This is a genomic window from Agrobacterium sp. 6Ca8 (genome assembly GCF_055382765.1).
In genome coordinates, this window is the sequence record NZ_AP026435.1 from 399,911 (window position 1) to 414,260 (window position 14,350).

15 protein-coding genes and 1 pseudogene are annotated in these 14,350 nt (G+C 54.5%); 6 read left to right on the forward strand and 10 right to left on the reverse strand.

Translation table 11 applies throughout. The annotated features are described in order from the left end of the window. The first annotated feature begins 133 nt into the window (after positions 1-133). A complete protein-coding gene (locus ACZ5A6_RS25605; protein ID WP_112402689.1) occupies positions 134-592 on the forward strand; it encodes a GNAT family N-acetyltransferase in 459 nt (152 codons plus the stop codon). A 68-nt stretch (positions 593-660) separates the two neighbouring features. On the opposite strand, the gene ACZ5A6_RS25610 is transcribed toward ACZ5A6_RS25605, so the two are convergent. Then, a complete protein-coding gene (locus ACZ5A6_RS25610; RefSeq protein WP_112497535.1) occupies positions 661-1,278 on the reverse strand; it encodes a tyrosine-type recombinase/integrase in 618 nt (205 codons plus the stop codon). Positions 1,279-1,362: 84 nt separating this feature from the next. Between ACZ5A6_RS25610 and ACZ5A6_RS25615 the strand changes: the two are divergent. Continuing rightward, positions 1,363-1,472, forward strand: a pseudogene (locus ACZ5A6_RS25615) (IS3 family transposase); the annotation flags it as partial. A 112-nt stretch (positions 1,473-1,584) separates the two neighbouring features. On the opposite strand, the gene rctB reads toward ACZ5A6_RS25615, so the two are convergent. The 4 genes from rctB to ACZ5A6_RS25635 all read right to left on the reverse strand — a co-directional run bounded on the left by rctB (position 1,585) and on the right by ACZ5A6_RS25635 (position 5,391). Continuing rightward, a complete protein-coding gene (rctB, locus tag ACZ5A6_RS25620; protein ID WP_111791114.1) occupies positions 1,585-1,896 on the reverse strand; it encodes an SMa0974 family conjugal transfer regulator in 312 nt (103 codons plus the stop codon). Between the two features lie 299 nt (positions 1,897-2,195). Continuing rightward, positions 2,196-3,137, reverse strand: coding sequence for a nucleotidyltransferase and HEPN domain-containing protein (locus tag ACZ5A6_RS25625; protein ID WP_111791095.1), 942 nt, complete (start codon positions 3,135-3,137; stop codon positions 2,196-2,198). Between the two features lie 162 nt (positions 3,138-3,299). Beyond that, positions 3,300-4,541, reverse strand: coding sequence for an 8-amino-7-oxononanoate synthase family protein (locus ACZ5A6_RS25630; RefSeq protein WP_111791096.1), 1,242 nt, complete (start codon positions 4,539-4,541; stop codon positions 3,300-3,302). A 124-nt stretch (positions 4,542-4,665) separates the two neighbouring features. After that, positions 4,666-5,391, reverse strand: coding sequence for a winged helix-turn-helix transcriptional regulator (locus tag ACZ5A6_RS25635; protein WP_013637366.1), 726 nt, complete (start codon positions 5,389-5,391; stop codon positions 4,666-4,668). A 320-nt stretch (positions 5,392-5,711) separates the two neighbouring features. On the opposite strand from ACZ5A6_RS25635, the gene ACZ5A6_RS25640 reads away from it, so the two are divergent. Then, positions 5,712-5,927 carry a hypothetical protein gene (locus ACZ5A6_RS25640; protein ID WP_041694754.1) on the forward strand — a complete coding sequence of 72 codons (216 nt, stop codon included), beginning with the start codon at positions 5,712-5,714 and terminating at the stop codon, positions 5,925-5,927. 13 nt (positions 5,928-5,940) lie between these two features. Here the strand turns inward: ACZ5A6_RS25640 and ACZ5A6_RS25645 are convergent, their stop codons facing one another. The 5 genes from ACZ5A6_RS25645 to ACZ5A6_RS25665 form a co-directional block, all read right to left on the reverse strand. Next, positions 5,941-6,618, reverse strand: a complete 678-nt coding sequence (locus tag ACZ5A6_RS25645) for a winged helix-turn-helix transcriptional regulator (RefSeq protein WP_111791097.1) — start codon at positions 6,616-6,618, stop codon at positions 5,941-5,943. A gap of 39 nt (positions 6,619-6,657) precedes the next feature. After that, positions 6,658-7,437, reverse strand: coding sequence for an SDR family oxidoreductase (locus ACZ5A6_RS25650; protein ID WP_111791098.1), 780 nt, complete (start codon positions 7,435-7,437; stop codon positions 6,658-6,660). Then, positions 7,434-9,149, reverse strand: coding sequence for an acetolactate synthase catalytic subunit (locus ACZ5A6_RS25655; protein WP_111791099.1), 1,716 nt, complete (start codon positions 9,147-9,149; stop codon positions 7,434-7,436). Before ACZ5A6_RS25655 ends, ACZ5A6_RS25650 begins: the two co-directional genes overlap by 4 nt. Further along, positions 9,149-10,483, reverse strand: a complete 1,335-nt coding sequence (locus ACZ5A6_RS25660; protein ID WP_111791100.1) for an aspartate aminotransferase family protein — start codon at positions 10,481-10,483, stop codon at positions 9,149-9,151. Before ACZ5A6_RS25660 ends, ACZ5A6_RS25655 begins: the two co-directional genes overlap by 1 nt. A 114-nt stretch (positions 10,484-10,597) precedes the next feature. Beyond that, complete coding sequence (locus ACZ5A6_RS25665; RefSeq protein ID WP_010974389.1) at positions 10,598-11,287, reverse strand: GntR family transcriptional regulator; 690 nt, start codon at positions 11,285-11,287, stop codon at positions 10,598-10,600. Between the two features lie 204 nt (positions 11,288-11,491). Between ACZ5A6_RS25665 and ACZ5A6_RS25670 the strand changes: the two genes are divergently transcribed. The 3 genes from ACZ5A6_RS25670 to ACZ5A6_RS25680 are packed head-to-tail and all read left to right on the forward strand — an operon-like array spanning position 11,492 to position 14,341. Next, positions 11,492-12,595, forward strand: coding sequence for an ABC transporter ATP-binding protein (locus tag ACZ5A6_RS25670; RefSeq protein WP_111791101.1), 1,104 nt, complete (start codon positions 11,492-11,494; stop codon positions 12,593-12,595). Beyond that, positions 12,592-13,494, forward strand: coding sequence for an ABC transporter permease (locus ACZ5A6_RS25675; RefSeq protein ID WP_111791102.1), 903 nt, complete (start codon positions 12,592-12,594; stop codon positions 13,492-13,494). The genes ACZ5A6_RS25670 and ACZ5A6_RS25675 overlap by 4 nt, the downstream gene beginning before the upstream one ends. Next, a complete protein-coding gene (locus ACZ5A6_RS25680; RefSeq protein WP_111791103.1) occupies positions 13,484-14,341 on the forward strand; it encodes an ABC transporter permease in 858 nt (285 codons plus the stop codon). The genes ACZ5A6_RS25675 and ACZ5A6_RS25680 overlap by 11 nt, the downstream gene beginning before the upstream one ends. Positions 14,342-14,350: the final 9 nt, after the last annotated feature.

Below are 14,350 nucleotides of genomic sequence, written 5' to 3' on the forward strand. Positions count from 1 at the left end.
AGCGGTCAGTGACAGCCGATGACCGCTGTTGGCGCGAAGCAGAAGACGACCTTCGGCCCGGAGAGGAAGTCGAGCTCGGTCCTGAACGTCCATTTACAACTGACCGTTTGGAGTGGCAAATAATCGCTACTTTATGGGCTCAATTTGGAAAGTGTCCGACAAGATGGAACAATCGCAATACAGCACCGCGTCCCGTTTGCCGACGGTGGAAGAGTACCTGCATCTTCGTTCTGTCGCCGGGCTAAGTGCGTTTTCGCCAGAGGCTGCCCGGTTAGGGCTAACGGGTACGGTTTACTCGGTCGTTGTCATGCATCAAGGCGCGGCAATCGGGATGGGGCGATTGATCGGCGATGGAGGCTGCTTTTTCCAGGTTGTCGACATCGCTGTTCATCCCGACCATCAGGGACGAGGACTGGGAAAAACCATCATGCAGACAATCATGTCGTATGTCTCGCGAAAGCTGCCCGTCTCGGCCTATGTCAGTCTGATCGCCGACGTTCCGGCGAACAAACTCTACGAAAAATTTGGCTTCAAAGAAACTGCTCCGCGATCGCTGGGAATGGCATATCGGGTTACTTCGGCTGAACCTTAAAACAAGCTTGCAAGACGGCCGCAATTGGCGCGAGGCAGACCATCGGCTGTTGCCGATGGTCATTTGCTTTAAAGCTCGATCTGCCCAGCGATCCTGAGCGCGTCATTAACTTCCACGCCGAGGTATAGGACTGTGCTTTCAAGTTCTGTGTGACCAAGCAGAATCTGGACAGCCCGGAGATTGCCAGTCTTCTTGTAAATTTGCGCCGCCTTCGTTCTCCGCATTGAGTGGATGCCGTAGGCGCTGGCTTCCAGCCCGACGGAAGCAACCCATTGATGCACGATCCGAGCGTACTGCCTTGTTGATAGATGCTGCGATGTTTTTCTGAGACTGGGAAACAGATAGCTGCCACCATTGCTTCGAACGAAAGGAAGCCGGGCGGCGAGGGAATTTTTAGTCTGCTCGGTGACCTCAAATTGTACGGGCCGTATGGTTTTCTTCTGGATGATGGTGGCGCGGTCCCGGATCGAACTACCCGACCACAAGTCCTCGACCCGAAGCCTGACGAGATCACAGGCGCGGAGCTTGCTGTCGATGGCAAGATTGAAGAGCGCCAGTTCTCGGTGCGCCCCGCTCATTTCAAGTCGAACGCGGATCGACAAGACAGTCTTGGGCTGAAGTGGTCGCTTTTGGCCGACCAAAATTCCCTTATTCCAAGGACGACGGGTACGCAGCACAATGTTCATGACTGCTCTGATCCCTGAAAACTGGACCAGTTCATACTTGGAGTTTTCCGCGATAACTTCCCGGTTAGGAAAAGGAGCGGAAGCATGAAGGCATCGAAGTTCTTGGACGCCCAGAAGCCGTTCATTTTAAGCAGGGCGAAGACGGCGTGCCGGTGGCGGAGATTTGCCGGAAGGCGGGGATAGGCAACTTCACAAATTTGTCGGCTATGCCCTTAACTCGCTTATCTTTCCGGGAAAGTTGAGAGGCTATCTGATCCGAAGCCATCTTGTATTATCCGTAGCGGGCGCTCTCTACCTGTGGCCCGGTCACTCGAGGGGCTCGCCATCGGCGCGGTGCCATTCGAGATTCGGAAGCATGTTGGTAGCGACCTTATAGAGGGCTGCCTGCAGCACGGACCGCATCCCGAGGAGTGTTAAAGGATCCTCGGCCTCCACACGAAGGTGTAGGCTACCGTCTAAGTTGGTGATGATGACTCTCCCGTCGTCAAAGGTAAGAAGTCGTTCGGAATGATTGGTGGTAGTTGAAAAAGACCAACCCCGCAGGGCTGCGCACAGCAGATTGATCGTCCGATCCGAATTCGGGATCGACACGAACGTTTCGGAAATGTGTTTGGCCATAAGAAATTCTCGGCGACTGATCAGAAAACAATAAGGCTGGAGCAGCTGCAGCTTGTAACGCAAACATCGTTTTGTAATACACTTAGAGTTTTCCGAAAATGACAGCGAGGATACTGCACGACACCTTCGATGCGACGCAACAGACGGTCAAAGTCACGTTACAACAGTTTGACGGTCATCATTCCTTCCCGGATTCTTCATTCGGAACTCCACCAACGCGCGGTTAATGAACGACGGTGCCGCTAGCCGCCAAGGTCCACTACCAAGTTAAAGTTAATTTGGGAAAGCGCTTTAGCCCGCTATTCTTCAGCCGCGCCTTGCTCGGCAATCTCACGACCGGCGTCTCTCTCAAGCGCCGATATATGATCGCGGCATACCTCGGCCACCAGACTGAGCAGCAGTGTTGCTCGCTCGCCAATCCAGTCAAGCGCTTCCTGACTGATTTTGTACTGGCTTGAGTAGCGTGCTTTTACGTATGCTTCGTTTATCGTATTGAACCATGCTCTCTCCCGATGGTGATCGCGAGGGAAGGCCTCGATCAGTCGACGATCCCGTTCTTCTGCGAAGGATCGCAGGACTTTCAGGTTGTGAGACGCCGGCGTGTAGTTCGTCAGCGTTAAAAGCACGCTAGCATAAGCCTGCTCGATCGCCTGATGGAGGAGGAATGCTGCCTCATTGATATCTCCTTCCCGGTTGTAGAAGTCAAACCCCTTCTTGTATTTCGAAGCCGCGTTAAACCTATGGTCAAAATGCTCTTTTGCGACTCGCAAGTGCTCTTCCGGTGTCAACATCTTGGGTTCGGCAAGAGGTTTATCGTCCAACTCGTAGAGAGCGATGCCTTCCTTGCGGATGTCGGAAAAGAAATGCTGGCTCGCCTGCAAGGATGTGTTCACTTCTCGCAGCGAGTGGACGATGATCTGCACGGGCCTCTTTATCATCTTGTCACGGATCAACCTGTCGGCAGCCTTGTACCAATATTCCGCAAAATCCGTCAGCTTGCGGTTGTTGACGATCACAAGCAGATCGAAATCAGATCTATACCCCTTGGATGTGAACGGTTCGTCCACCTGCGTACCCCTGGCATAGGATCCAAAGAGGATGATCTTCAGGATGCGGCCACGCTTTTTGAATTTCGCCGTGCCGCCCTCCAGGGCATCCTCGAATTCTTCGTGAATAATCTCCAGCGCACGCTGGAGCTCCGTTTGTATTTGCGGAGGAATATGATCGAGCGATGTTTTCATGGTCGGCAAATGTCTTCTCTTCTCCGCAACAGGCTGGATTCGTCCGCCTCAATCTGTAGTTTACATCACACTTTGCTGGCAACAAATGTTGCTATCCGCAAAACCCGCCGCTTATTCTCTTCGCAAGACCGGCCTTCTGAGCGACTAAAGCCTGATGCGGACTTACGATATTGCCTGGTCATCCATGATCTCTGACAGAGCTGCGCAAAGTCCCGTGATTTCCTCAGGTGTATGGTCCGAGGTGACACAAACGCGAATGCCGGCCTTCCCCTTCGCAACTGTCGGGAAGAAGATCGCCGAGCCGTAAATTCCCCGATCGAGCAGCGCCCGGGTGCCATTGACGGCACGCTCTTCGGTGCCAAGGTTCACCGTCCGAATTGGCAAGGGAGCTCCGCTTTGCTCTGTCACCAACATCGAGTCCAGAAGTTCGATATTGGAACTAAGAGCCAACTGTCTTCGCAAAAGCTCATCGCTGCGGTGTATTGTCAACGAACCTGAAACTGCACCAATTGCCGCAACATTCAATGACGCAGAAAAAGCGTGCGCGACAGCAAAACGACGGAATAGTTCTTCCTGACGCGCCGTACCAAGCATCAACATTCCGCCCGAGGCGCCAAAACCCTTTCCGAGCGACGCGGCTATGATCGTTCGCTCGCCGAGTTCGTTTCCGTATTGTGACCTCACAAATCCTTCACCGTCCTTCCCGCAGATTGATACGCCGTGGGCGTCATCGATGTAGAGAAACAGACCGTATCGATCCTGCAAGAAGCGCAGATCCCGAATGGGCGCGTTTCCACCCATCGAGTAGACGCCGTCGCAAACGTAAGCCACGGCCCTGTTGGACCGGCACAACTCCTCCAATGCATCTAGATCATTGTGGGCCAACGTACGGACCTGCGTTTCCAGAGCAATTGTGCCCTTGTGAAAGGCGAGTGTTGCGTGCGCGTGGCGGTCAAAAGCCATCATCGGCCTGATGCCGCCGGTGAGGTGTCCGGAGGCGACGATAGGTAATGCTCCCATGTTCGCCGCCAGCACCGTTGTGTAGGTGATGACCCTCGCCTGGAAGAGATCTGAAAGCGAATTTTCCAAGTCGCGGAGGATTGCAAAATTCAGTCGGGTCCTTGCACATGACCAGTGCAGTGCCCGGTATTCCTCAATCGCCTTGATCGCGCCGTCTATGACGAGCGGGTGATTGTCGAGGCCCAGATATGAACAACGCACGAAATCAGTGATGCGCTGTGATGGAAAGCCGTCAAAAACGATGTCTACCTGCCTCGCAGCCCTTGGCCGCGCATATAGGGCCATCAAGCCTTGCTGGTGAGCCGCGTTGAAGTAGTCTTCGGCATGATCTATCAATCCCCTGGTGTTTCGGCTTGCGTGCTGCAGCGTTTTGTCGGTCAACATTTCTCAGGTCCCCTAACCAAAAAGATGCATGCAGGATCGGCAAATTATCGCAACGATCAACAAACGCTCTCGGAAGATTTTGAGAAATCTCTGTAAACCTTTGGCGTCATAAACCAGAACGGCGCTACGCCGGCTGCGCGGCTACATCGATGGCGTAGCCGCTTGATCTCGCAGTTCTGATGATGTCGAAGCCCGCCGCTTTCTTCAGGTGCCGCCTGATACGGCCAATGTGAACGTCAACCGTCCGTGGTTGCACGTAAACCTCATTCGGCCACGCCGCTGTTATCAACTCGTCTCGACTGAACACTCTCCCGGGAGCCGTAAGAAGGTGTTCGAGCAATTTGAACTCGATCGGTCCCAAAGTGAGCTCGACGCCGCTAACCAAAACGCGTTTGCGTTCTGGCCAAAGCTCGATTTCGCCAAGTTTAAGGGATGCGTTTTGTGACGTTGTCGCGACTGGCTGTTGCCGTACAGGGTTTATGCCTTCGAGAAAGCCCAGGAGATGTGGCGGCCAGAATGGGCGGATCAGGCACTGATCCGCGCCTGCACGCATGAGTTCCATATAGACTTCGGTGTCGCCGTTGGGAATGATGGCAAGTACTGGCAGGTTTTCCGTCTTGTCACACGATTTGATGCGTTGGCAGATGATGGCTGCCCCATGGTGATCGCGATCCACATCGAGGATCAGTCCGACGATGTCCGGCTGGGCAACTTTGTCGCCGATTTCGTTTCTATCGCAGAGAACCGCCCGCGTGCCCTCCGTAGAGAGAATGTGCTTGAGCATTGCAAAATAGTCCGCGTTCTCCGTAAGAATTGCGACTGCGGCTTTGGTTTCTATCCCGTGCTGCATCTCAGATCCTTAATACATAACGTCTGTTCGTAGCCGTCATATGATGTCACAAAAAATAATGCAATCACCGGTAGCTATCTATGTAAAATAGAATAATCAACAAATTATCCTCGATATTCCGGCAAGTCGCTTGAAGTCGGAGCGTATTATGTGACATCATAAAGATGCTTTCTTGAGGCCCATTGCGCTTTATGGGCGGGAAAGCCGTGACCTGATCGAATAGCCATGGGCGAACATGCAGGCGCTGCGCTCTGCATCTCTGAAACGAGCCTGAACGCCCGGCATATTCGTTGTTCCGCGCCGGGTGGCTCGGAGGTTACATGCGTAGTTGGAAAAGTACAGGCATTGCCGATAGCGCCGGCGATGACATTCTCACGTCTTGCGATGAAGCCGACGCCACGGCAATTGCCAGAGTGATTTTCGGTACAGATGCCGCGCTCGCCGTTGCCTTCAGTGCTATTGATGCACGCCTCGACGGGAGGGATCGCGATTTTCTTTTTTGGGCCAGAGTTTTTCGGTCGCTTACTGACGTATGAATTGTGCGCCGGATTATAATTTTTTCGCCGAATATCCTGCGGAGCGCACGGTTCTGATGACGTTATGGCCGTGTCGGTTCAAAGACCGTCTTATTTTGCCGATGTGAATGTCCACCGTACGCGGTTCGACATCGGCATCCTCGGGCCAGCAATTCCGGATGAGTTCGTCACGGCTGACGACCCTGTCTGTGTTTCTTGCAAGATACAACAGGATCCTGAAATGCAGGGGCGATAGACTGATGTGCGTCTCACCCCGCCGGACCCGGACGGATGCAACATTGATTTCCACGTCATCGAGAAAAACGCTGACATCAGTTGGTGCGGTTGTGTTGCAACGCAGGCCAAACTTGAGAAACTCAAGCAGGTTGCCGGGGTCAAAAGGGCGCCTCACCAGATAGTCAAATACGGATGATTGAACGCCGTCTATCTTTTTATTGTCAAGTGGGAAGCCGACAACTCGAATGTCCGGCTGTTCTTTCTTTATAAGAACCGCTGAGCGGAGCAGATCGTCCATTGCAAGGCAGATCAGTACCGTGCGGCGTTGTGGCTGACTATTCGCATCATCCGGTAAAAACATGTCGAGGCTCGGCAGCAGGTCGACGTCGTGGCCGGCCTGCTCGAGAATGTAACGCAAAATCAGGTAGAGCTCCGGGTCAGTCGTGTGGATTAAGATCGAGTGACGCACGAGCATCTCCCTTCGCTTTGTTTTCTGCGTCTGACAATTTGTGGGTTAGGCGGGCGTGTACTCGCCGCCGTTGATGTCTATGATCGCTCCATTGATGAAAGCGGCTTCATCGGAGACCAAAAAGCCGACCAGCTGTGCCACTTCTTCAGCCTCTCCTAGTCGCCCGGTGGGTATTCGTTTTGCTGCGTCGAGATTGACTGGCGTCGCCGCGGTTCCCGCCATTGGCGTCAAGATGCGACCCGGAGCGGCGACATTGATTGTGATACCGTCGGCTGAAAATTCGCTGACGAGCGCACGGGCCAGGCCAGCAAGCCCGGCTTTTGATGCTGCATATGCCGCGCCGGCGATCATAGGCCGTGTTCGACCTGCAAGCGAGCCGATGAGGACAATCCGGCCAAATCCCTTCTCGACCATACCTGGTACGGCTGCTTGACAGCAGAGCATGGCGCCCGTCAAATTCACGTCCAGCACATCATTCCACTCGTCCAGGTCAACCGAGGTAAATCGCTTGGCCACACCGTCCGTTGCTTTCGGCGAAATGCCCGCGCAATAAACCAGTAGCGCAGTGGACGACCACAAGGTTTCGACATCGCGAAAGAAATCGGCAACCTCGCCTGGATTTCTGACGTCGCAACAACCGACCAATAGCTGGTTAGATATTATCTCAGCCTCGAAGGACGAGCGCGCGGCCTTCGCCGCGCTTTCTGTCTGCCCAAAAACCGCGACCTTGTGGCCAATACCGAGGAAATGTCGTGCAACCGACAGTCCGATACCTGACGTGCCTCCGGCGACCACTGCGACTCGGCTCTGGCGATCTCTCGTCATGCCGCACTGTCCATCTGAGCAAAGAGAGAAAGTGCCGGGTGAGCTTCAGGATCGGTCATAACCTCTATCAGCAACGGCAACTTTCTTTTCTTGACCTTTTGCATATGGGCCTTGAGGTCCTGCGGTTGCGTGACCCGGACCGCATCGCATCCGCACGCGTGTGCAATCTTGACGTGATCGACCTCTGCAAAATGGCAGGCGGTTGTGTACTTTCCGAATTTTACAGTTTCGGCATCACGCTGGAAGCCAAGAATTCCGTTGTTCAGCACGATGATCGTGATCGGAATTTGCATGCGGACCAGTGTTTCAAGCTCGGCCCAGCTGTGCGCAAATCCCCCATCTCCCACCAGCGCGACAACATCGCTCTCAGGTGCGGCGACCTTGGCTCCGATTGCAAGGGGAACTCCCCACCCAAGTCCTGCAAGACCCCGCGGGGTGAGCACACGTGTCCTTTCGGAAGAAATTCTGAGTTGTCCGAGGACCCACATCGATGAATAACTTGCGTCCGCCACCACTGTGGTGTTTTCATCGATAACTCCCTGAAGTTCGGCCATAATCCGTTCGGGACGAAGCGGTGAGGCCTCAGAGCTGTAATAGACTCGGCGATCATCATTGAATTTCCTCCAGCTTTCGCGAAGACGGTTGCAGACGGCCTCTCGGGAAACGGTTCTGAGGTGCAAGTCACAAAGCCTGATCGTTTCGCGTAGGCCGGCCAAGGTCTCCCGTGCGTCACCAACAAGACGAATTGCCTCAAAATTCCGGCCGACCTCCTGTGGATCGGTATCTATGTGAATAATCTGGGCATCGGGACTATACTGGCGCCAGTTGTCTGTTCCATTCTGGTTCGTCCTCGTGCCGATTAAGACGACAAGATCCGCTTCGCGAACGATCTCGACCGTGTGTTGACCCAGTGACTTCGGACCGACAAGAGATGCCAGTACGCCTCCTGAAAGAGGGTGCCACTCATCAACTGCGCCCTTGCCCATATTCGTTGTGAACACAGGTATCGAGCATTCGTCCTGCAGCAGTCGCAACTGCTGGGCAGCCCCGGAGGCGTGGATGCCGCCGCCTGCTATCACGACAGGTGCGCGTGCGTTCGCAATCGCTTTCGCAGCGATATCAAGATCTTTGTCGGCGGGACGTGATCTGTCGAGCGGCCAATGGCCGAGATTGTTCGTTCTTCTCCTTGAAGGGGTAGTAGATACGGATCGCAAAAGATCCGCAGGAAGAAGCAGGACTGCGGGACCTGCTCTGCCAGACGAGGCGGCGGTGAACGCGGCATCGATGTAATCGTCTACCCGCTCTTCCACGGAAACACGACGAACCCATTTTGTGCATGACTGAAAGAGGCTGATGTGATCGAGGTCCTGAAACGCGTTCCGATCAGTCTGATCACGCTCCACATCCTGGACAAGTGCAACGACCGGGACGCTAGCCTTGAGTGCTTCAGCCAGCGGAGCAACCAGCAGCGCCGCCGCGGGCCCGTTCTGGGCTGCCACGATCCCGATTTTGCCCGAACGCCTGGCGTAACCATCGGCCATGGCGCCACCCATGTTTTCCTGACGATAGGCAATCTGCGTTATACCGATCTTTTCGGCCGCTAAAATGACCGCCGACGGAAGGCTTTGTCCAAAGATCACCTCCACATCATGGCGCCTCAACGCTTGGGCAATACGCTCAGCGACGGTTGTTTCATGAACTGCAGTATCCATTATGCGGCCTCCCAGGCATGTCGATCGAGATTTACGAGGAAATCGTCAAAGACGGAAACAATGTCACCCATGTCATTGTCCGTCATGGGCGTTGATAGCGACGCAGCGGCACCGTAGGGCATCAAGATCCCATTGTTTGCAAAGTGCCTGCGCAGCAGTTTCAGAACGACGTCTTCCGAAGCTGTCGGAATGCTGTCCTGGTAAGAAGCCGGCGCCACTTTCTTGGCGTGTATTCGAAAAAGCGAAGCCGCTCCCGTCACGCTCAGATTTGCGCCGTGACGTTCGATGCGTGACCTCAACCCCTCGCGAACCAGGTTGCCCATATGTTCGAGACGTTGGAAAGCATCTTGCGTCAGGGCTTCCATCGCAAGACGGCCAGCGACCATCGACACGGGATTTGCAGAAAAAGTTCCGCCTTGCGTCAATGGTGCCTTGCTTCCTTGCTTGCCAAAGGCCGACATGATCTCCTGACGTCCACCGACTGCCCCTACTGGAAAGCCACCGCCGATGATCTTCCCCATTGTGACGAGATCCGGCTCCAGACCGTAGCGCGCTGACGCTCCAGCGAAGCCCTGGCGGAGGTTCAGTACTTCATCCGCGATAATGACGATCCCATGTTGCTTCGCCACCTTGTTGATTGTTGCGATGAACTCCTGTGTCGGCTCTATGAGACCTGCCCGGCTGGGCATCGGATCGATAAGAATAGCGGCAAGGCGCCCGGCATTCATCGCGATCTGTTGCTCCAACTGCGCGGGGCAGTTAAATTGGAGGAGCACGACGTCATCTATGACGCTTGCTGGCATGCCTGGATAGGCGGCGCAGGGCGTATTCGACGATGCGTGCTGGCCCGCCTCCGCCCAGTCATATGCTCCGTGGTACGCACCCTCCACCCGAGCGATTGCGACCCGGCCGGTCGTTGCTCTAGCGGCTTTGATGGCAAACATGACGGCTTCCGTTCCACTCGCGACGAAGCGGACCTGCTCAACAGCCGGAATCCTGCCTACTAGCAATTCGGCCAGATCGATTTCATGGTTCATCGGATTAGCAAAGCAACTGCCTGTTCTTAGTAGTCCGGCGATCGCTTCAGTTATTGGGGGATAGGCATGTCCGTGGATCAGGGTCGTGAAGTTATTGTTTAGATCCAGCATACGGTGTCCGTCGACGTCGGTCACAAACGCGCCTTCCCCGTAGGCAACAAAGATCGGGTGGGGATCCAGCTCAATTGTCGCGCGTGTGACACCGCCTGGAAAAACGGTGGAGGCGCGTTCAAAGAACGCGATGGACGTTTGCCGGTCGGTGGGACCTGTTAGCGGGGTATTCGACGATGACAGCATTGAACCATAAAACCCTTGTCCTAGAGGAAGACAGGCACACTGCGCCCGTCATTTGCAATTTTGTTGCAACAAAAATTTGATGAGTCAATATGTGACGTCAATTTTAAGTTCAGGTTATAATTCGTCTGTCACCGATACGGCGTTGCGAAGTTTGCGGTAACCCTCCCTGATATCGTTCTCTATCGCCGCCCGCACGCCGGCCGGGTCTTTGTCAATAAGAGCCTCAATCGCGACCATGTGATTGTGGACACCCTGGCGGTTTTGCGCGTACTCGGGGTAGAGGTTGAGAAGTGTAGGGCCGATGCGCGCCCACAGAGTTTCAATCATGCTGAGCAGGCCGGTCAGTCCGGATAGATTATAGATGGCAAAGTGGAATTCCTTGTTGTGCCACAGAGCATCGTGATACCGGCCCGCCGCTAAATTCTCGTTTATAACTCTTTGTATATCAATGAGTTTTCTATTTGTCGCTTCGTCGGGATTCCTTGCTCCGTATTCCGCGGCGGTTCCTTCTAGGGCGATCCTCGTAACGGTGATATCGCGTAATTCCGCCTTTGTGAGCGTCGGAACGATGAGCGTCTTGGGGCCGGAAAAAACAAGTACCGATTCGGTTGTCAGGCGGTTCAACGCGTCGCGCGCAGGCGTCGTGCTCACGTCGAGCTCGCTGGCTATCCCCCGGACAGTAAACTTGTGCCCGGGAGGGTAGCTGCCGCGGATCATTCTCTCTCGTAGCACGTCATAAACCATGCTTCCCATTCGCTGGCCTTGGGCGCCGGTATCGCTCTCATCACGTAAAATGTCGATCATTTTCCCCTCTTGTTCCGTTGACTCACCACATTTTTGATGTCACAAAAATGGAATGCAAAGTTTTTGCGAACGCTATGTGACATCATAAACGCTACTAGCATCTAATCTGTTACGCGTCGCTGGCTTGGCAAGATAATCTTGAAAGCTGCTCCGAGCACTCGTTTTCACGTTCGTCGCGGCATTAAAAAACGGAGGGGTGAGGTATTGATAGGTGAGACTCTAAATCTTGACGGGCTCGCGAAGAGCTATGGCAACGTCGTTGCAGTCGCTGGTGTTGACGTCCGCGTGGAGCCAGGCGAGTTCGTGTCAGTGCTGGGCCCATCTGGGTCAGGCAAGACCAGCGTCCTGACGATGATTGCCGGTTTTGAGCGTCCCACGGCAGGCAGGATCGTGATCGGCGACCGAGATGTGACCGACCTTGCGCCGAATAAGCGAAATATCGGGATGGTCTTTCAGAAATACGCGCTTTTCCCCCATCTCACTGTCCGTCAGAACATTGCATTCCCGCTAAAGCTCAGATCGCGGTGGCGCTCCGGATGGAAGAAGCGGGCAGACGACATGCTTGACCTCGTTCACCTGGCCGGTTTTGCTGACAGGTTTCCTTCTGAACTGTCGGGTGGCCAGCAGCAGCGTGTGGCGGTCGCAAGAGCGCTTGCGTTTGAGCCGCCCGTTATGCTGATGGACGAGCCCCTCGGCGCGCTAGACAAGAAATTGCGTGAAGCCATGCAGTTCGAAATCAAGCGCATCCAGAGACAGGTGGGAGCAACCGTCCTTTATGTAACGCATGATCAGGAAGAAGCGCTGACGATGTCCGATCGCGTTGCGATAATGCAGGGCGGAAACATCGTTCAGATAGGGGCTCCTTCCAGTCTTTACCACGCGCCCGCAACCCGTTTTGTTGCTGATTTTGTCGGAAAAATGAGCTTCGTCGGAGGAGAGATTGTTTCTTTTGAAGACGACGGGATGCTCGTGCGATTGGCCGACGACGTATTTGTCCGGACCGCTTCTGTCGATGCGGCACTCCGGCTTGGTGACGAGGTAATTCTTGCCATGCGTCCCGAGAGGATCGCCTTGAAAAAACGAGGTCCTCGAGGTTTTGGGGCAATACCAGCTGAGATCGAGAGTCTTGCATTCGTTGGATCATTCCATGCGTTCATGGTCCGTCTGGACCTGCCTGGATCACCGCTGGTGGAGGTTCAGGTCGTGACCGGAAGTGAGGTAAATTTCCGCGCCGGTGATACGGTCGATCTCGTACCCGACCCGCAGGCTGTCAGGTTTTTTTCAAAAGAGGAGACGTCTGCGGCATGAGCGCTTCTTCACCCGCTTCCAGAGCACTCGCCAATTTACAAAGTGTGATGTTTTCTACGCCCTCTGCAAAAACATATTCCCATGCAGGCGCATTGCTTTTGCTTCTGCCAGCTGCGCTCATGCTTTTGATAGGGTTCGTTTATCCTCTGGCAAGGCTCGTCGCACTCAGTATGCCGGACATGAGCCTCGAGCTGTACATCCGCATCTTTCGCGACCCGCTTTATCTAAACGTCCTGTTCTCCACGACGGTCGTGGCATTTGCGGTTATGTGCTGCTGCCTGCTCCTAGGCTTTCCTGTAGCCTACGCGATGGTCCGGATCAAACACCCCTGGGCCCTCATATTGACGGGATGCGTGCTCATTCCGCTCTGGACATCGGTCCTGGTCCGATCATATGCCTGGATTGTGCTGCTTCAGAGAACCGGCATTATCAACCAGGCACTTCTCTCGAGCAAGCTCATCGACGAGCCCCTGCGCATGATCTACACACAGGGTGCGGTCATCGTCGCAATGACCCATGTCCTTCTTCCCTTCATGATCATGCCTATTTTCGCGGCACTGCGGGCTATCCCTCCGGAGTACGTTCAGGCGGCAATGAATCTTGGCTCAACTCGATTGCACGCTTTTCGCGCAATCATTGTTCCTCTGAGCCTTCCTGGGATATTTGCGGGCTGCGTTATCAGTTTCGTTCTTGCACTTGGTTTCTACGTCACCCCGGCGTTGGTAGGGGGAGCAGGATCGCTCATGATGGCAACGCTCATCGGTCAACAGACGACTGTCCTGCTCGATTGGCCTTTTGCGGCTGCGCTCTCAACCTCACTGCTGGTCGTCACGCTTGCCGTCGTAATCATATTTCGAAGAACTCTTTCGCTAAGCAAGGGGCTGAACAGTGGCATCTGATAGTTCAACATTTCCGGTCCGGCCTTCTTTGGCGCGGCCACTTCGCAATGCCGTCGGACGGTATCGCAATATCGTACGGATCTATACCGCAGGCTTCTTCGTCTTCCTGATAACGGTATTCTTGATCCTGCCGACATTTCTCGTCATCCCGATGAGCTTGAATGACGGCAGCTACCTTGCGTTTCCACCGCAAGGCCTCACTTTAAAATGGTATAGGGCGTATTTCTCTGATCCTGACTGGATGTCGGCAACATTGTTCAGCCTGCAGGTCGCCTTCGCGACAGCTATCGTGGCAACAACCATTGGCACGACAGCAGCGCTCGCGCTCGCAAAGAGCAGATTGCCTTTTAAGGGGCTTCTGCAGAGCCTTGCGCTTGGGCCAATGATCGTCCCGCACGTGGTTCTGGGTGTATCGCTTTACCTGGTGTTCTCACCGTGGAGAGTAACTGGGACGTTTGCAGGCTTTGTTCTCGCGCACACGGTTTTAGCCATCCCCTATGTCATGATCGTGGTGGGTGCTGCGGTGCAGAAGTTTGACCCTTCGCTCGAACTCGCGGCTCTCAACTGCGGCGCAAATCGATTTCAGAGCTTTTTCCTCGTGATGCTGCCTAATATTGGCCCGAGCGTCGCCGCGGCTTCGGTCTTTGCATTTCTTGCGTCGTTCGATGACGCGACGGTTTCGTTCTTCATCTCTGACATTGGCGGGAAGTCGATTGGACGCAAGATGTTCGAAGATATCGATTTCAATCTCACGCCAGTGATCGCCGCCGCGTCAACCGTGCTCGTCGCGATCTCGCTCGTGCTCATGACGGTGGCGCAACTTCTGACTACTCGAAGCAGACACTAACTCCACATT